Raw genomic sequence first — 18,190 nt, forward strand, 5'->3', positions numbered from 1 at the left:
TGTTTCCTTATCCGCGCTTACGCTGAATGATTTTAATGACCCAAATCATCACGCCAATTAAAAAGAACGCGCTGGGTGGTAAAGTGAACATTTCATTAGCAAGATACCAACCGCCATTTTCAATAGTGGTAAATATGTTGTGACCAAACAAAGTACCACGCCCCAGCAGCTCACGAATAAACGCCACGCCCATTAAAATTAAGCCATAACCTAAAGCATTGCCCAAGGCATCAAATACGGCTAAATGAGGCGGATGTTTCATCGCAAAGGCTTCAGCTCGGCCCATAATGATACAGTTAGTGATGATCAAACTGACAAACACAGATAACTGTTTTGACAATTCATACGCCACGTCTTGTAACACCATGTCGACAATAATCACCAACGAGGCAATCACCGTCATTTGCGCAATAATCCGCACACTATTAGGAATAAAATTGCGGATACTTGAAATAATCAAGTTAGAAAAGACCAACACAAAGGTCACAGCAAGTGTCATGACGAATGCAGTTTGCATCGAATTACTGACCGCTAATGCCGAACACACACCTAATACCTGTATTGCTACAGGGTTATTAGCCATAATTGGCGATGTTAGGATCTCACGAGTTGAAATAGCACGACTCATTTACTTACCCTCCGCAGCTAACGTGTGTAGATAGGTTTGATACCCTTCGACGCCAAACCAAAACTCGACTAAGCGTTGAATACCTACGCCCGTGCGCGTCGCACCACTAACACCATCGATGCCGTGAATGTCGCCGTCTTTAGCGCCGCCTTTAATAACCTTAATGGCAATTTTGCCTTTTTCATTAAATAGCTTTTTGCCTTTCCATAGTGCTAACCATTGTGGGTCGGTAACAAAGTCAGCAATACCAGGGGTTTCGCCATGCTCATAAAACACGATGTTTTCAATAGTGTTTAAGTCTGGTTTTATCGCCATGTAACCGTAAATAATCGACCACAAACCTTTGCCATAAATCGGCATAACAATGCTGGCAAGTTGGCCATTGGTGTCATACACCTCAAAAATACGAATGTCGTTCGCCATGGTTTTAATTTTGGCGGTGTCTTTTTTCGGTTTAGAAGATGTTTCTGGGTTAATCGATGCCATGCGCTCATCAAAATCAAGTAAATTGGCTTTTTCAGTTACCTTGCCTGTCGCTAAGTTAACCATCTTAGGCTTTACTCGTTGGGCAAATAACTCGCTAAAGTCACCTTGACTGATGTCGATGTCCGCAGCTTTTAACACAAACTGCTGCACTTCTTCGCGCTTTTTAGCCAGCTTACGTTCTTTTAAAATCTCCACGGTACCGGTGATCATAAATGAGCAAACTAGACTTAAAATGATGATAAAAACCATTGTTCCAGCGACTGAATCTTTCTTAAAGGCCATGACGTTTTAGTCTCCGTTTGATATTAGCTTGAGCGACTAGGTAGTCGAACAACGGTGCCCATAAATTAGTAAACAAAATGGCTAGCATAATGCCCTCTGGCATTTTGGCATTCAGTAAACGAATAATAATGGTCATAAAACCAATCATAAAACCGAACGCAAATTTAGCCTTGCGGGTATATGACGCCGTTACCGGATCGGTGGCCATAAACATCATCCCCAGTGCAAAACCACCAGTGACTAAATGCCATGTCCACGGCATTGCCGACATAGGATTTCTGCTAGAACCGAAATAGTTAAACAACAAAACGGTAATGATCATACCTAGCATCACACCGGCTACCACACGCCAATCAGCTACGCGGGTAAGCAGTAAAATACCACCACCAATAAGAATGGCTAAGGTACTGGTTTCACCAACGGCACCAGGGGTAAAGCCTAAAAAGGCATCCCACCAAGTACTGTCGCTTAATACGCTAAACCAGCTCACATCGATAAAGCTTAATTTTTTAGCCACGGTAAGGGTTAGCGTCGTTGCACCAGAAAAGCCATCAACCGCTACAAACTGGCTTAATGACACCACCTCTGTTGGGTATGCAAAATAAATAAATGCATATCCCGCCAGTGCAGGGTTTAAAAAGTTGTAACCCATACCACCAAACATCTCTTTTGCCACGACCACACCAAAACTAAGGCCCAAGGCCACAATCCATAACGGCGTAGAGATAGGTAAAATGAGTGAGAACAATAACGCGGTGATAAAGAAGCCTTCGTGCAGTTCTTGGTGACGCACTTTGGCAAACACCACTTCCCACACCAAACTGACCACCAACGCAGTTAAGTAAAATGGCACATAAAAACTGGCACCATAGGCAAACAAACTGATTAAACCAGCGCTTTGCGTAAGTGGGCCAAACAGTAAGTTATAAAAGGCAAGTTGCCATACATCCGGCTGTGTTGCCCCGGCAATAATGGCTATTTGAGCCTGCAGGCCAATGTTGTACATGCCCAATAACATTGCAGGAAATAAGCACATGCCCACAATGTGCATGGTGCGCTTAACATCAATCGCATCACGAATATGCACATCACCTTTGGTGCTACGACCATTGGCTATCCACAACGAACGTAAATAGCTGCGCATCGAGTCGCCATGAGCGTAATAGCTGTCTTGTTTGCTGGGCTTTTTCTGTTGCTGACTCATTAACCTTCCCTCTCGATAATATCTAGGCAAGCACGAAGTTCTTTACCAAAGTCATACTTTCCTGGGCACACAAAAGTGCACAACGCTAAATCTTCTTCATCTAGCTCTAATGCACCAAGTAGTTGTGCCTCATCGGTATCACGCACCACTAAATCACGTACTAACAAGATGGGTAAAATATCAAGCGGCATAACGCGGGCCAGTTGACCAAACGCCATCATGGCGCGCGGAGACCCACCAGCATTAGTGGTGAAATCAAACAGTTTTTTGGTGCGACTAAAACCTGACATCATGATGCCGGTAAGTGAGAATTTGCTGCTGTCATGACGCACCCAAGGCAACAACTCTTGACGTTCATTTTCAGTCAATACACTTATTTGATTATGGAATCGACCTAGGAAGTCGTACACATCTGCAGCGGTATGGCCTGACAATAATGACCCAGACACAATGCGCGACTGTCGCTGGTCAATTTCACCATTTACCCATTCGCTTAACTTTGCGCCTAACTGGGTACGCACTAAACGAGGCTTTAATACATTAGGCCCGCCTAGCGCGACGATACGGTCGGTATACAATTCACCGGTTAAAAACAGTTTGCCGAAGGCAATCACGTCTTGATAACCCACATGCCACACCTGGCGTTCAATACTGGCTGGTAATAGGAAATGAATGTGAGTACCGACTAATCCAGCTGGGTGCACGCCGTTAAAGCGCTGCACACTGACTTTCGATAAGTCGTACTCACTGCTAGCATCTGCCAATAACGAAGCGCCATCATCTTGGCATAAATACACTTTTTCGGTGGTCAAAAACGTTAGGGCAAATAATCCGGCTTGGAAAGCCTGTGGTTGAGTGGCAATAATGACACGCGGATCGGGCGCAAGAGGATTAGTATCAATAGCAGTAACAAATATCCCTGCAGGCGCTGCATCTAATTGGGGTACGCGAGAAAAAGGACGCGTACGCAGCGCAGTCCATAAGCCACTGCGGACTAAACCGTCTTTAACTGCTTGATGTGATAGCGCATGAATATCCACTGATTCGAGAATAATGGCAGGTTCTTGCGTGGCATCACAATCAATCACTACCGACTGCAGTACACGACGCTCTCCGCGATTAATCGCGCAAACAACTCCGCTTGCTGGCGCAGTAAACAACACGCCAGGGGTTTTCTTGTCTTCAAACAGCACTTGGCCTTTGACGACATGATCACCTACTTCAACCGACATTGTTGGCTTTAAGCCGACATATTCTTCACCAATTAACGCCACTTGGGTCGTTTTAGGTGCGTCATCTATTTGCTGCAGTGGTTCTCCAGCAATCGGGATATCAAGTCCGCGCTTAATAGTTATTACTGGATTGTTAGCACCAGCCATCACATTCACCATCTAAAAAAATTCGATAGCTAATGTTATATGTTTGCAACTACTAATATAGTAACTAAGATCACACTCCGAGTGAGGACTGTAATTTTGGAACACAACCGAATGCCAGATTTGTGAAGCAGGTCAATATATTGTCTCGAGATAAAACTATTTATGTAATTTACGTGTCAAAAGGGTTGTTACATTCCGGCAGTATTAGCGGTACATGTTATAACCAATAATCGATAAAAAAAGCCACGACTAGATTGATTAACACCTACCGATTAAGCTTGATTACACCGCACCAAAAACAGCCATAACTTATGTTTTATCGCGCTAGGCTAAGAGTTTAATCCGTTAATGGCTTATTTTATCCGCTAACTGTTGAATTAGTCGACCTTGCTGAAAAAGGTACACGCAATCCATTTGCTCTAACGCGGTCAAACGATGACTTATCATTAACAGGGTTTTATGCTCAGCAAAATCGAGCAACACGTTAAGGATTTCACGCTCGGTACGTTTATCTAATCCTTCAGTCGGTTCATCGAGCAATAACAAAGGAGCGTCACGCAATAATGCCCTTGCGACCCCAATTCTGCGCTGCTCACCACCCGATAATTGTCGGCCGCCCTCACCTATCCAGCAATCTAATGGTTTATCGCCCTGCAACAAGGTTTGTAAGCCAACACGCTGTAATACTTCTATTAAACGGTGATCATGAGCTTTTTTGGCTTCATCTGGCAAATAGGCCAGCGCCAAGGCTAAATTGTCACGCAAGGTGCCAGAAAACAGATAAACTCGCTGGCTCACCACTGTCATCGACGCACGAAGATTGGCATCGCTGTAGGCATTTATTGGTTCGCCATCAAGCGTAATAGACCCTTGTTGCGGCGCCCAATCACGAGTAATGAGCCCCAACAAGCTTGATTTCCCACAACCTGTGGGGCCTAAAATAGCCACTTTGTCACCAGCTTTAAGAGTCAAATCTACACCTTGTAACACTGGTGAATGGCTATGATAACCAAAGTGAACACCACTGAGCAGCAAGGCGCCGTGGTTTGCTTGCAAGTGACTGTTAGCATTAAATTTAACACTCGGTGTTTGTTCAGTTATTTCAGTCACCCTTCGGGCGGCAAGTACAGTGCTAGACAAATGTTGAAATGCACCCGCTATTGGCATCATCATTTCAAGACTGGCCATAGTGGCAAACACCATTAAGGCCATTAACGGCCCCGGAGGCGAGGCATCTCCAACGCTTTGACCTGCTAAATACAACATAAACACCACCGCACAGCCATTGATTAGTATCAATAAGGCTTGGCTCAGCCCAGTAATATTAGCCATGGTGGTTTGCTGACTAAATAAAGCCCGCTGTGCTTGTTCCAGTTGCGCTAAATAACGTTTATTAGCACCAAATAAACTTAATTCGGCTTGCCCCTGAATAACATCAAGCAACTCAACTCGATATTGCCTTTGCGCTTGCATCAATGCTTGCCCAGGAGACTTACCTAAATAATAAAATACTAACGGTAAAATAAACCAAGCTGCTAATAATAATGCACATAAACTCAAGGCTAAATGGTTATCAAACCACCCGAGAAACACCAACAATACCCCAATCATCATCAAAGATGCGGCCATTGGCGTGAGTAAGCGTAAGTAGAGATGATCTAACGTATCAATGTCGGCAACTAAACGATTGAGTAAGTCGCCTCTACGCAGACCTTGTAAGTTAGCGGCACTCAACGGCAGCAACTTATTCCATGCCCAAACACGCAGTTGAGTCAGCAATTTAAAGGTCGCTTCATGCGTTGCTAAGCGCTCGCCGTAACGACTTGCCGTTCTGGCGATGGAGAAAAATCGAACGCCTCCTGCTGGAGTAAAAAAGTTGAACGTTTGGGCCGTCACCACGGCTAAGCCTGCTACCGCACTGGCAGATAAGAACCAGCCAGATAAAGACAACAGACCAATACCGGTGAGTAACGTGGTAAACGTAAGCAATAAACCGACTAACATCATCAGCCACTGGCGGCGGAACAAAGCAACAAACGGCCGTAGCACCTGAATAATATTACGCGGCGCGGCATCAACGGGTTGCGACATCAGCTCACCTCCTGTTGTAGATTCTGTTGTTGATTGAGCATTTGTGCTAATAATCCATCAGCCTGCCGTAAATCATTTACATGACCGTGTTGTACCACCATTCCGTTATCCATCACCAATATGTAATTCATGTTGTGTAGATCATCTAATTTATGGGTAACAGTTAATGCTGTTGTCGACTGCATCGCACGGTACAACGAAGTCAGCACTGATTGCTCGCTTTGGGCATCTAAGCTAGCGGTAGGTTCATCTAATAAAAACAATTTTGCGGGTTGAGCCAATGCACGTGCTAAAGCAAAACGTTGTGCCTGGCCCACTGACACACCTGCACTTTGGTCGCTTATCACTAAATCGAGGCCTAATGGTTGTTGTTTTACAAACTCACTGATATCAGCTTGTTCTAGCAACGTCATAATCTGCGCATCGTTTAATTGCGGATTGGCCAACGCGACATTTTCTCGCACCGTGCCATGAAACAATTGCGGATCTTGTCCTAACCAAGCCAAATGTTGACGCCACTGGGCCACATTAAGTTGTGACAATTCCTGACCATTAATGAGCAACGATCCCTGATAAGGTAAAAAACCTAGCAACGCATTCAGTAAACTGGTTTTACCCGCGCCACTCGGGCCCACAATAGCCCAATGCTCACCAGCGGGTAATGTAAATGAAATAGGCCCAGCTAAACGCTGTCCATCTAAGCTAAACACTTCAACCCCAATCGCTTGAATGTTTATACTTTCGGCTGTAAACGCCATATTTAATGATGTTGAATGGATTTTAGCGGGTGTATTAACTTGATAATCAAGCAGCTCAACCAGCGCTTCTGCAGCACCAATTGCTTGAGCTTTGGCGTGGTAATGAGTGCCTAAGTCTCGCAGGGGTTGGTAAAATTCTGGCGCTAAAATCAACACAAACATGCCGGTAAACAAACTTACCTGTACGCCATAGTGACCAAAATCTAAATGACCTAAGTAACTAAAGCCAAAGTACACCGCCAATACGGCAATCGATACCGCGGCAAAAAACTCTAATACCGCGGAGCTAAGAAAGGCTAAGCGTAATACCGACATCGTCCGGGCACGAAAATCTTCTGAAGCATGTTCAATATTCACTAACTCTGCTTCGCCGCGATTAAACAACTTTAACGTTTGCAGGCCTTTTAGGCGATCCATAAAGTGGCCGCTTAAACGCGACAACGCCTGCATATTTTTACGATTAGCATCTGCGGCGCCCATACCCACTAAAATCATAAATAACGGAATCAATGGTGCCGTTGTCATTAAAATGATCCCAGCGGCCCAATTAAGCGGAAATACACAGGCTAATATCAGTAAAGGAATAAACCCCGCCAACATCATCTGCGGTAGGTATTTAGCATAAAAGTCATGCAAATCTTCAACTTGCTCAAAGACTAAGGTTGCCCATGCCCCTGCAGGTTTGCCTTTAATAAATACCGGCCCTAATGCGACTAATTTATTGAGTACCGCTTGGCGTATATCGGTGCGTAAACGTTTGCCCGCCTCAAAGCTTATCCGTTCACGTACTTGCGCCAATAAGGCTCGGACAAATAACAAACCAATAAGGGCAAAAAATTGAAGGCTTAATGCTGCGGGAACAAGGTTATCAATAATGACACCCTGTAAAATCTGGGCAATAAAATAGGCCTGCGCCACGATGGCGATGCCATTGAGCACACCACATAACACCGATAGTTTGAGGAAAATACCACAAGAAGATTGTTGGCTTTTAAGCCATTTGGCTAATGACTTTTCTAACGACTTGTCCATGAAGCTCCGGCAGAGTTATCGATGACCACTTTAATCACGCAGTATCGCAGTACTGGCATCGAGTTAACACCTAAAACAGTGTAAATGTTATCTGATTCACATTTTGCTAATAAAGCCTTATTTAAAGATTAAATTTAGCCACTATCAGCTTGAAACTTATCAGATTCAATAAAGTGCATCTCTTACAAATAACATTGTTAATTGCAACACAATATTACAGTGTTCAGCGCAAACATGTTGAGCGACTAAACCAAACTAATGTGTGAAAAGAACCAAAAGGAGGCAATACAAGTGAAGGTAATTTACTGTGGATAATAACATTTATTGACCAGTACTCTCCCCGTATTTTACCAATACGTGCCAGAGTAGCTTTAAGTCTTGTCGTTTTTTAGAATGTGCGCCACGCTCACTCCATGAAGCGGGTTGTTTTTGCAATTGATAGGCCGCTCGGCCAATAATCTCTGCATTAATCAACTCATTTTCGGCAAGGCTTTGCGCCAAAATAGGCATCGCTGCACCACGAAAATCATCTGGTATTTGTGCCACATTAATCTGGCGTCCTTGATGCCAATGCAACTCAATTCCGTACTCGTGACACAAGGCGATTAATGAATCGCCAATAGCAGTGCCCATATAGGATGGATCTGCCACTAATATAGCAATATCTTGGTCCAGCGACACATCGCCATGAATTTGGGCTTCAATATAATGATCTAAATTACCGCTAGGGACCAAATCAAAACGGCGACTAATATCATCGGTTAAATGCTGACTAAAATGTTCAATCAACTTACTCGGTTTAAGCCCAGAAACCCCCAAGGCATATTGACGCTCAAAACTTTCACTGAGTAATGCCGCTAAAATCGCATCAAAACACTTTATGGTACCCTTTTCTTTGGGCAATCGATGTGAGTCCATGTAACTAAAAGTACATCGAGACAATATTTGAGGGTGTGTGACTAAATAACAACTGCCAAAACGAGGTGCGGGGCCTAAGGGGCACAAACCAAAATCTAACGCTCCGTATTTAGGCCGATGTTTAATCCCAGAATAGCTGTGACCAAATAATTGGTTTTCCCAATGATCTCGTGAACCGCCTAGCTCGGGTGATAAATGACCATTAGAAACATGGGTTTCAAACTGGCTTTTATACACCCCATCACGCAATAAACCATCAACGACGGTGAGGCCTCGGTTATCAATTTGATCGGGATGAAAATGCAACGCCACTCGGCTATGTTGAGCGAGTTCACGCATAGCGAGCTGAAGAGATAAGGTTGAAATATTAGACATTAACAGCACATTTTTGATCACGGCATGAGCATGATCACGCAGCTCATACGCCATTTTCTCAATATGTATTTGTGCCGTTAATTTCATCAGTAAGAGACACCTTAAGTTAAGTAACCTCAGCTAAGTCGCTGAATATTTAGATAGAAAACGAGTTACCATTTTATTGTATGTAATAAGTCGACTTTTAGCACTGATTCTGGTCTTTAGATTAACACGATTTCATTAAATCGCTGTATTTGGCGATCATAAGCGATACATTTCCACCATTAAATAGCCCATTATTAATCACAATCACAGAGTATATATCGTTGCCCACACAGGGATTTGATAGCACTCAAAGAGGTTTTCAGGTAAGCTTCACGGCCGCCGTTACTGGCTACCTTTTATTCAAAGCAACAATGCGTTGCCCAAAGAGATTTTTCTATGAGTTTTTCCTCACTTGGTCTGAATGCTGCTATTTTAAAAGCGGTTGAAAAACAAGGTTATGACACCCCATCTCCAATTCAAGCACAAGCAATTCCAGCTGTTTTAGCCGGTCAAGATGTAATGGCAGCAGCACAAACTGGGACAGGAAAAACAGCTGGTTTTACCCTGCCAATTTTAGAATTATTATCTAAAGGTGAACGAGCGCAACGTGGTCAAGTCCGTGCGCTAGTATTAACACCAACACGCGAGCTTGCCGCGCAAGTACAAGAAAGCGTCGCAACTTACGGTGTAAACTTACCGTTAAAATCAGCTGTAGTATTTGGTGGTGTGTCCATCGTGCCACAACTAGCTGCACTCAGAAATGGTGTCGACATTTTAGTCGCAACACCAGGCCGTTTACTCGACTTATGCCAGCAAAAAGCCATTAGCTTTAGCAAATTAGAAATTCTAGTGTTGGACGAAGCAGACCGCATGCTAGACATGGGCTTTATTCGCGACATTAAAAAAGTATTAGCATTATTACCCGCTAAGCGTCAAAACTTAATGTTTTCAGCAACATTCTCGAATGAAATTCGTGAACTTGCGAAAGGATTAGTTAACAATCCGGTAGAAATTTCAGTTACACCGCGTAACGCAACAGCAAACACTGTGACCCAGTGTGTGTATCCAGTGGATAAAACCCGCAAGTCAATGGCGCTAATCGAACTGATTAAAACCAATGATTGGAAACAGGTGTTAGTGTTTTCTCGTACTAAACATGGTGCTAACCGTTTAGCGAAAAGCCTAGAAGCTGCTGGCATCAAAGCCGCTGCCATTCATGGTAATAAAAGCCAAACAGCACGTACTAAAGCATTGGCAGATTTTAAAGCCGGTGCAGTACAAGTCATGGTTGCAACAGATATTGCCGCACGTGGTATCGACATCGATCAACTGCCATTTGTGGTTAACTTTGACTTACCTAACGTACCTGAAGATTACGTGCATCGTATTGGCCGTACCGGCCGTGCTGGTTCAACAGGTCAAGCAGTATCATTAGTGGGTCTTGAAGAAGTTAAATTACTGCATGATATCGAGCGTTTAATCAATCGCGTTATTGAGCGTAAGCAACTTGCTGGTTTTGAAGCACCATTCACGATCCCTGAAGCGAGTAGCAGATCTGGCGGTAATAGCGCTAAAAAGCCAAACCCGAATCGCAGTAAACATGCTCAACAGCATGCAAATGATGGCGCTCATGGTGATAAGCCAGCGCGTAAACCTGACTCTCGCCAACCATCACGCAGTCACGATAAGCCTGTAGATCCTAAAGCAGAAGCTAGAGCGAATGGTAATAAACCACCACAGCGTAATCGTCCACCACGTCGCAGTGGCACTGCACCAGTAGTTTCAAGTAATAGCAGTAATCCTTATGCCAACGCTAAAGTTAAAAGCTAACTAGCGCTAGAGCATAAAAAAGCCGATGAACATTGTTCAGCGGCTTTTTTATTATTCAGGCATAACCAATCGATTATCAATCGATGGCTACCCTGCAGATAGCAAAAGATTCAGTTACATGAACCAAGCACGATAGCTACGGCCTTTTAACTTACCTTTACTGATGATATTCATCGCTTGTTTAGACACATTGCTTTTTACGGCAAAGTAAGCGCGAAAATCAGTCACTTTAATTTTACCAATATCGTTAAAATCTAAACCATTGCCACCTGTTAATGCCCCAACAATGTCACCTGGACGGATTTTTTGCTTTTTACCAGCTTCAATCTGAATCGTGATCATTTCAGCAGCAAGCGGTTGTTTGTTTAGCGCACTCATTGGCGGTAAAGGCTCACTGACGACATCTTTGTTCATGGCTTCTTCAATCATCGCCATTTTGTAACCGTCTTCTTCACCAAAGAAAGTATATGCGGCTCCAGAACTGCCAGCACGGCCAGTACGGCCGATACGGTGAATATGCACTTCAGTATCGTAAGCAATATGGTAGTTAAATACTGCGTCTAACTCATCAATATCCAAACCACGTGCTGCTACGTCGGTAGCAACTAAAATACGCGCACTACGGTTAGCAAACTGCAATAACATTTGATCGCGATCGCGCTGCTCTAAATCGCCATGTAATGCTAGTACGCTAAAGCCAAACTCATGTAATGAGTCAGCCACTTGTTGGGTTTCACGCTTGGTATTGCAAAACACGACTGCGCTTTCAGGCTGCTTATCTAATAACAATAAACGCAATGCCTCAAGACGGCCCTGATTATCTTCAATACGATAAAAATGCTGATCGATAGTGAGGTTATCGTGTTTAGCTTCGACTTTAACCATTACCGGTTTATACAGAATTTGATCGGCAATCGCTTGGATTTGATCTGGGAACGTGGCACTAAACAACAATGTTTGACGCTCACGAGGAGCCGCAGCAATGATTTGATCAATATGCTGTTGAAAGCCCATTTCTAACATGCGGTCGGCTTCATCTAAAATCAGCATATTCATGTTACTTAAATCTAAACGGTTGCGATCTAAATGATCAACAATACGACCTGGTGTACCGACAATAATGTGTGCACCGTGCTCTAATGAACCAACTTGCGGTCCCATTGGTACGCCACCACAAAGTGTCAGTACTTTAACGTTATGAATACCACGGGCCAAGGTACGAATGTCTTTCGCTACCTGGTCGGCTAGCTCACGCGTTGGGCATAGCACCATGGTTTGGATGCGAAAACGTTTTACATCCAGTTTATTGAGCAGTCCTAAACCAAAGGCAGCTGTTTTACCTGAACCCGTCATCGCTTGACCGATAACATCTTCACCGGCCAAAATAGGCGGTAAGCTCTCAGCTTGGATCTGAGTCATCGATTCAAAACCCATAGTTTGGAGGTTTTCAAGCAATTCAGGTTTTAATTTAAGTGATGTAAAAGCCGTGTTAACGACCGGTTCTGTAGACTGACTCAAGGCAAATATCCTCTGATATCGAAAGGTAAAAAGCAGGCAAAAGCTGCAAAAATATATACCAATGCCATTACATAAATGAGCCAATAACGTGCAAAATTATCATTAAATAGCGGAACAAAATTAGCATATACAATAATGTTATATGAAAAATGCTTACCGCTATTTGCGAACGATTTATCTTGCCTGAAGGAACAGATAATAAATAAGATTGGTGTGAGCAAAGGCCTTAAAACAAACCTAAGCCAGATGTCAGCTATTGTAGCAATTTTATTCCTAGTTCGCTGACAAATATTTATCGATAATTCAGCTTATTTTGAGGTTAACGTTAAGCAATTTGGCCAAAGTGACCTTGTTGATAATCGCGTACAGCTTGTTCGATCTCTGCCTGGGTATTCATAACAAACGGCCCCATGTGAACAATTTTTTCGTTAATCGGCTTGCCTGCTAATATTAACAATCCAGCTCCAGTGGCCTCGGTTTGAAAATGACAGACTTCAAGTGCATCTAAAGCTAAAAACTGCCCTGCTCTTGCGGTTTCTCGCAAACCTTGTGCATCAATATAGTTAAGCTCACCTTGATACACATAAACGCAAACGGTTTGATGTTCGGCAAGATTCAGCGTGCCATGACCATATTCAGTTAACGTTAAATCCGCAATAGCACCATGGCCAGCTAAACCTTGAATCGTTGAGGTAATCTTATGTGGCTCATGATTAAAACCCCAATCCCCCGCCAAGGCAACTAGTGTTGCGCCGTGTTCGTTTTCTACACGTGGGTTAGCCTGTTTGCTAGTGTCTTGATAAATAGGTGGACGCATTTTGTGTTTTGCAGGCATATTGATCCAAATTTGAAACCCATGCAGCCCTTCTTTGGCATCTGCTAATGGCATTTCAGAATGCACCACGCCACTGCCAGTACTCATCCACTGCACATCACCCGCACGAATAGGTTTAACATTGCCCATTTGATCGCGATGTTCAAATCCGCCTTTACGAATATAAGTAAAAGTTTCTACACCTCTATGTGGGTGCGGCGGAAAACCACCAATAAAATCTTGTTCATCATCAGACTTAATCTCATCGATCATTAAATATGGATCAAAACGAAGCTTATCAAAGTCGGCAACACGATTGATGTTCACGCCATCACCGTCAATTGCGGGTAAGGCGCTAAAACGCTGTAATACTTTCATAAAAACCTCGGCGATAAAAATAATGATGTAATCATAGCAGTCAGTTAACTGAATAAATATTGCATAATAGTGTGATTTTCTTTCGATAAAATCGACCAATTAACATAATTTTTGCCTTTTTCTCAAGCAAGATACATTTATCCACATCAATTTATGAACTTTACGTTCTGTTAACAATCAAAAAAAGGACTGATAATACTGCGATAAAGTGATTGATATAAATGGAAGTAATAACGGTTGGCTGGGAGCCACATCACTCTCGATCTTCAACACACTCCTCTAAAGAAGTATATTGGCTTAAGCCTGTACTCACGGCATTCATCATCCATGTATTATTGATTTATGTGCTGATTGCGTTTTGGTACCAAGACACGACGCAACGAGTGTCAGCTTTAGTGGTTAAACCTTCGACAACCGCAATAAAAAGCTATCTCATAACTTCAACGCAATACGAATCAATGACCCAAACAAGTTTACCACCCAAGCTTAATGACCTAGAAAGTGCCCAACACATAAAGAATTTTCCGCCCATTATTGATACGAATGTTGATGTTAGCCAATCGACGTCTATAAACGCGAAAGAGACACCAATCTCCTTAGATGAAGACAACAACACCCTCGATAAAGTGATGCCATCAAGCAATAAGCGCAACAACATACAATCGACTGCGAGAGCAAAAATTCCTAATGCATTGCCTAATCAAATAAAACCAGACACGACCACTAACGTAAACAAATCCGCACCTTCATTAGCGTCAATACAACAAGCCACTAGCCATTTTATACAACAAAATAATATTGCAGCATTAGACACTCTCATAGGTTCTCAAACTGCATTACAAAATCAGCCAACAGGCACCATGAGTGAAATGGACCCTAACCTTGATTTTATAGAACTAACACCAGAAATTGATATCAACCAACCACATACCTTTAACCATAGGTTGGACCCTAACAGAATCGTAAAACAGGGTGATTATTGTTACCGAGTGGTTGAATTGCCAACTCAAGTGAATCCACATGGATGGGGACTCGGATTTGCAGAATTTTGTGGTGAGGACCAAGTAAAAAAACAATTAACAGAAGCAATTTACAATAGAGTTAATCGCATAAAATAACAGCGCTAACTCAATAGATAATAATACTTCTTGTGTGACTCATTGTGTTAATGATGGCACGCTTGAAGATTTGTATTTCCTCATCACGACACTATTTTGAATGGCTACAGTACAAATGAGCAACATTACCTTTGTTAGAACCATAGTGAATGATTCACTTTTACTGCTATGGCGATTCGAAAAGGTTAATTAAATTGATTTACCAACTCTGTTTGACGTATACCCTGACCACTAATTTCTTGACTATGTATTGCTGCATTTTGGCAATTTTGTTCGAATTGATTTATGCCATTTTGTAATATCATCGCATTGCTATAAATTTGATTAACAACAGCGGCTTGCTCTTCTGCCGCTACGGAAATCTGTTCGCCATTACTTTCGATAATACTCATCACTTCACTAACCGAAATCAGGCTTTTCTCGAGCATTTTGCCAGAATCAATACTCTTATCTGTTAACGCATGGCTTTGTTCCATTTGTGCAACGGCTTCTGCAGTTGTGCGGCTAAGTGAATTTATAATAGCGTGTATTTCATGAGCAGAAGTTGCCGAGCGACTTGCCAAGTTACGCACTTCATCCGCGACCACCGCAAACCCTCTACCAGCCTCTCCAGCCCTAGCGGCTTCAATGGCGGCATTGAGCGAAAGCAAGTTAGTTTGCAGTGCAATACTCTCGATCACCTCAACAACTTGGTTTACATTTTGACATTGCTTATTCAGCGAAGAAATAGCAATACGGGATTTTTCCAATAAGTGATTAATTTCCGTAGTCGCAATTTGACTGTTGGCTAATGCCACCTTAGTTGACTCTATTTGTTCAACTAAGTGATGAATTTCTGTGGTTGAATTTGTCGTGTTTTTAGCTATATCAGTAACAGACGTGCTCATTTGGCCGATGGCAGTGACAACTTGTTCAAGGTTTTGTGACTGGGTTACCAACTGATTTTGATTGGCCTGATTTTGTTGTTGATGCTCTTCTAAACCTTGCTGTAATTCCTCACCACTGTCTTTTATACGTCCAACCACAGCCAGCGTTTCAGCTTTTTGCATCCGTAAACTTAATTCGATGTGAGAAAGCTCATCGGTATAACCGGTGTAAACAAATTGATTTAGTGGATTATCATGTATTTTTTCACTTAACATCAGCATGTTACTAAAACGCTGTTTAAGAACATAAAGAGGTCGACAAAAACAGATAATGGCAACAATAAATGCGACTACGGTGAAAAAACCACTTGAGTAAGGTAAGGACATCAGTAAACCAACAGATAGCAACCAAGCCAAAAAAAGTTTAGTAATAATACTTGCACCAAACTTAGGCTTAGCAGCTTTGCCAGCATTAATGGCATCGTAACAGGCTTGAGCACGTTCAGTGAGCTCTGCTTCTGGCTGAGTTCTTACCGACTGGTACTCGCAAATAATACCGTTACGTTTAATCGGGGTCACATAAGCGTTAACCCAATAATACTGACCATTCTTGCAGCGATTTTTCACCAATCCCATCCAGCTTTTCCCTTGCTTAATGGTGTCCCATAGGTCACTAAATGCAGCTTTAGGCATATCTGGGTGGCGTACAATATTATGGGGTTTATTAATTAGCTCATCTTCTTTATAACCACTGACTGCCATGAAGTCATCGTTAACATGAGTAATAATACTGTCTAAATCGGTTGTTGAAAGGATCATATAATCCGACGGATAAGTGACTTCTTCATCGATGAGATCTTTTGTGGTCATGTTGATATATTAAACGTCGTTGAGATAAATAATTAAGCTGATTATTAAACAATCAGCATTGTTTGTATGTGATGACTCACGACTTTAATCAGTAAATAATTAACATCTTTGAAATATTTGCGATTGGTCACACTGACACTTATTCAGACTCACAACAGTTCAAAGTATTGACTCGATCATATAATAGGCAAGAAAATGGCTATCATCATGATTTATTGATTGGTTTTATTCTTGAGGTTTTGAATTGCGATATTGTTTCGCATAATTAAAGCTTAAAGAAGCTAAAGGATAAAGAGATCTAATGTTTTTCCTAAACCTGGCAAAGATAAAAGTGGCTATGGTGACACCAACAGTGACCCCAAAAGGATGTTTTCGAGTCTGCTTTTTAACAGAATGGAGTAATAAATTAAGTGTTAACTCGCACTGCCTAACAGAGTCTTTCCCCTGCATGCGTGTTAACTTAATCGAATGATTTAGATGCTTTAGAGATGACATCGATACCCTCCTTTAATTGGGAGACTGTCTCTTTGAAGCCAAAAAAACGAATCAGCCGTTTTTGCCAATAAAGTAAACCGACTAAAACCAACATCATTGCGAGCAAAAATCCCCCTACCCCAATAAGTATGTTGAGAGTAATGCTGTAAAGCACAATCCCGGTGCAAACACATAAACTGAAGATAAAGAGAACTAATAACGGAATAAATAAAAGTTGGCAAACAAAAAACTGTTTTGCTGCGGCAACATTTCGTAATACTTCCATAAAGAAAAGTTGGACTGTAGACTCTGACCACTGTCCAACCTCTTGAGCTAATTTCGATACTTTATTAAAAATATCTTTAATTTCTTCAACGTTAACGTTCATTTCATCTGAGTTAACATGAGGCTCGCTCTGCGTGCCATCGGAGATTTTATCTTTGCTGCACACATCATCTGTGTTTTCCATAATAAAACCCCTCCGGCCGCTGTGTTATTTTATCAGTTTCGAAATTGCCCACCCGGCTAAAAAAGCACATCCGACACTTAATAAAGGATGCTCCTTAATCATATTTTCCGTTTGAGTTGTTGCCGATTTAACTTTTTCAGAGCCTTCATTTAATGATTCTTTAGCTTTATCTTTCAAAGAATTAACAGCCTCTGATGTCGCTTCTTCAGCTAAATGATAAGCATCTTCAATTTTCTGCTGTGGATCTTGATTTTTTGCCTTTGTTGTAGCCATTTCTAATCTCCTTAAATACAAAATTTATAGAGTGATATCACGCTGAAATAAATAGGGGCAATAAAAACTGTCCAATTAACACATTATTACGATAAATAGATTGGGTCAATTTATATAACATTAATAAAAAAATACGCCTAAATATTTGTTATCCTATTTTATAAAGCGAAAAGCATGCCACATTTAAACTAAATCAACAAAAATTCAAGTAGCTGATAAAAGTAAGATTTATATTTAATGGTGAAAAGTTAAGATATGTTTACATAATTATTTTTGTAGTTTTTACAGATGATGATGTTTTACCGTGTAAAAGTTACTTATGAAAAAATTACTAAGTTCTCGTTATTAGCGGCACCAATAGTATTGGTTATCCACTTGATAACGAGTGACTTAGTTTATT

14 protein-coding genes are annotated in these 18,190 nt (G+C 41.9%); 2 read left to right on the top strand and 12 right to left on the bottom strand.

Annotation, left to right across the window (positions count from 1 at the left end; translation table 11 throughout):
* Positions 1-7: 7 nt before the first annotated feature.
* From SFRI_RS16555 to SFRI_RS16585, 7 genes are all read right to left on the bottom strand, one after another.
* Positions 8-628 (bottom strand): NADH:ubiquinone reductase (Na(+)-transporting) subunit D, encoded by a 621-nt coding sequence (locus SFRI_RS16555; protein WP_011638647.1) that lies wholly within the window; start codon positions 626-628, stop codon positions 8-10.
* On the bottom strand, positions 629-1,396 hold the full coding sequence (locus tag SFRI_RS16560) for a Na(+)-translocating NADH-quinone reductase subunit C (protein ID WP_011638648.1): 768 nt from the start codon (positions 1,394-1,396) through the stop codon (positions 629-631). It lies immediately after the preceding gene.
* Positions 1,386-2,600 carry an NADH:ubiquinone reductase (Na(+)-transporting) subunit B gene (locus SFRI_RS16565; RefSeq protein ID WP_011638649.1) on the bottom strand — a complete coding sequence of 405 codons (1,215 nt, stop codon included), beginning with the start codon at positions 2,598-2,600 and terminating at the stop codon, positions 1,386-1,388. Before SFRI_RS16565 ends, SFRI_RS16560 begins: the two co-directional genes overlap by 11 nt.
* Positions 2,600-3,979, bottom strand: a complete 1,380-nt coding sequence (locus tag SFRI_RS16570; protein WP_011638650.1) for a Na(+)-translocating NADH-quinone reductase subunit A — start codon at positions 3,977-3,979, stop codon at positions 2,600-2,602. Before SFRI_RS16570 ends, SFRI_RS16565 begins: the two co-directional genes overlap by 1 nt.
* A 345-nt stretch (positions 3,980-4,324) precedes the next feature.
* Positions 4,325-6,034 carry a heme ABC transporter ATP-binding protein/permease CydC gene (gene cydC / locus SFRI_RS16575; protein WP_049763604.1) on the bottom strand — a complete coding sequence of 570 codons (1,710 nt, stop codon included), beginning with the start codon at positions 6,032-6,034 and terminating at the stop codon, positions 4,325-4,327.
* A 35-nt stretch (positions 6,035-6,069) separates the two neighbouring features.
* Positions 6,070-7,860, bottom strand: coding sequence for a heme ABC transporter permease/ATP-binding protein CydD (cydD, locus tag SFRI_RS16580; protein WP_011638652.1), 1,791 nt, complete (start codon positions 7,858-7,860; stop codon positions 6,070-6,072).
* A 321-nt stretch (positions 7,861-8,181) separates the two neighbouring features.
* A complete protein-coding gene (locus SFRI_RS16585) occupies positions 8,182-9,240 on the bottom strand; it encodes a DUF3626 domain-containing protein (protein WP_011638653.1) in 1,059 nt (352 codons plus the stop codon).
* A gap of 336 nt (positions 9,241-9,576) precedes the next feature.
* On the opposite strand from SFRI_RS16585, the gene SFRI_RS16590 reads away from it, so the two are divergent.
* Positions 9,577-11,010: a DEAD/DEAH box helicase gene (locus SFRI_RS16590; RefSeq protein WP_011638654.1), complete on the top strand. Its 1,434-nt coding sequence runs from the start codon at positions 9,577-9,579 to the stop codon at positions 11,008-11,010.
* A gap of 114 nt (positions 11,011-11,124) precedes the next feature.
* On the opposite strand, the gene dbpA is transcribed toward SFRI_RS16590, so the two are convergent.
* Both dbpA and SFRI_RS16600 read right to left on the bottom strand, forming a co-directional pair.
* Positions 11,125-12,528 carry an ATP-dependent RNA helicase DbpA gene (gene dbpA / locus SFRI_RS16595; protein WP_011638655.1) on the bottom strand — a complete coding sequence of 468 codons (1,404 nt, stop codon included), beginning with the start codon at positions 12,526-12,528 and terminating at the stop codon, positions 11,125-11,127.
* 325 nt (positions 12,529-12,853) lie between these two features.
* Positions 12,854-13,720, bottom strand: coding sequence for a pirin family protein (locus SFRI_RS16600; RefSeq protein WP_011638656.1), 867 nt, complete (start codon positions 13,718-13,720; stop codon positions 12,854-12,856).
* Between the two features lie 221 nt (positions 13,721-13,941).
* Here SFRI_RS16600 and SFRI_RS16605 point away from each other — a divergent pair, with 221 nt between their 5' ends.
* A complete protein-coding gene (locus tag SFRI_RS16605; protein WP_011638657.1) occupies positions 13,942-14,838 on the top strand; it encodes a hypothetical protein in 897 nt (298 codons plus the stop codon).
* 185 nt (positions 14,839-15,023) lie between these two features.
* Here the strand turns inward: SFRI_RS16605 and SFRI_RS16610 are convergent, their stop codons facing one another.
* From SFRI_RS16610 to SFRI_RS16620, 3 genes are all read right to left on the bottom strand, one after another.
* Positions 15,024-16,574, bottom strand: a complete 1,551-nt coding sequence (locus SFRI_RS16610) for a methyl-accepting chemotaxis protein (protein ID WP_011638658.1) — start codon at positions 16,572-16,574, stop codon at positions 15,024-15,026.
* Positions 16,575-17,034: 460 nt separating this feature from the next.
* The gene (locus tag SFRI_RS16615; RefSeq protein WP_011638659.1) at positions 17,035-17,517 is read right to left on the bottom strand and encodes a hypothetical protein; all 483 of its coding nucleotides are present in this window, start codon (positions 17,515-17,517) and stop codon (positions 17,035-17,037) included.
* A 24-nt stretch (positions 17,518-17,541) separates the two neighbouring features.
* Complete coding sequence (locus SFRI_RS16620; RefSeq protein ID WP_011638660.1) at positions 17,542-17,790, bottom strand: hypothetical protein; 249 nt, start codon at positions 17,788-17,790, stop codon at positions 17,542-17,544.
* Positions 17,791-18,190 lie beyond the last annotated feature (400 nt).

This window comes from Shewanella frigidimarina NCIMB 400, assembly GCF_000014705.1.
GTDB classification, from domain to species: domain Bacteria; phylum Pseudomonadota; class Gammaproteobacteria; order Enterobacterales; family Shewanellaceae; genus Shewanella; species Shewanella frigidimarina.

Coding starts and splice junctions, on each gene's coding strand:
- SFRI_RS16555 (WP_011638647.1), bottom strand. CDS start 628: ATGAGTCGTGCTATTTCAACTCGTGAGATCCTAACATCGCCAATTATG.
- SFRI_RS16560 (WP_011638648.1), bottom strand. CDS start 1,396: ATGGCCTTTAAGAAAGATTCAGTCGCTGGAACAATGGTTTTTATCATC.
- SFRI_RS16565 (WP_011638649.1), bottom strand. CDS start 2,600: ATGAGTCAGCAACAGAAAAAGCCCAGCAAACAAGACAGCTATTACGCT.
- SFRI_RS16570 (WP_011638650.1), bottom strand. CDS start 3,979: ATGGCTGGTGCTAACAATCCAGTAATAACTATTAAGCGCGGACTTGAT.
- cydD (WP_011638652.1), bottom strand. CDS start 7,860: ATGGACAAGTCGTTAGAAAAGTCATTAGCCAAATGGCTTAAAAGCCAA.
- SFRI_RS16585 (WP_011638653.1), bottom strand. CDS start 9,240: ATGAAATTAACGGCACAAATACATATTGAGAAAATGGCGTATGAGCTG.
- SFRI_RS16590 (WP_011638654.1), top strand. CDS start 9,577: ATGAGTTTTTCCTCACTTGGTCTGAATGCTGCTATTTTAAAAGCGGTT.
- SFRI_RS16600 (WP_011638656.1), bottom strand. CDS start 13,720: ATGAAAGTATTACAGCGTTTTAGCGCCTTACCCGCAATTGACGGTGAT.
- SFRI_RS16605 (WP_011638657.1), top strand. CDS start 13,942: ATGGAAGTAATAACGGTTGGCTGGGAGCCACATCACTCTCGATCTTCA.
- SFRI_RS16610 (WP_011638658.1), bottom strand. CDS start 16,574: ATGACCACAAAAGATCTCATCGATGAAGAAGTCACTTATCCGTCGGAT.
- SFRI_RS16615 (WP_011638659.1), bottom strand. CDS start 17,517: ATGGAAAACACAGATGATGTGTGCAGCAAAGATAAAATCTCCGATGGC.
- SFRI_RS16620 (WP_011638660.1), bottom strand. CDS start 17,790: ATGGCTACAACAAAGGCAAAAAATCAAGATCCACAGCAGAAAATTGAA.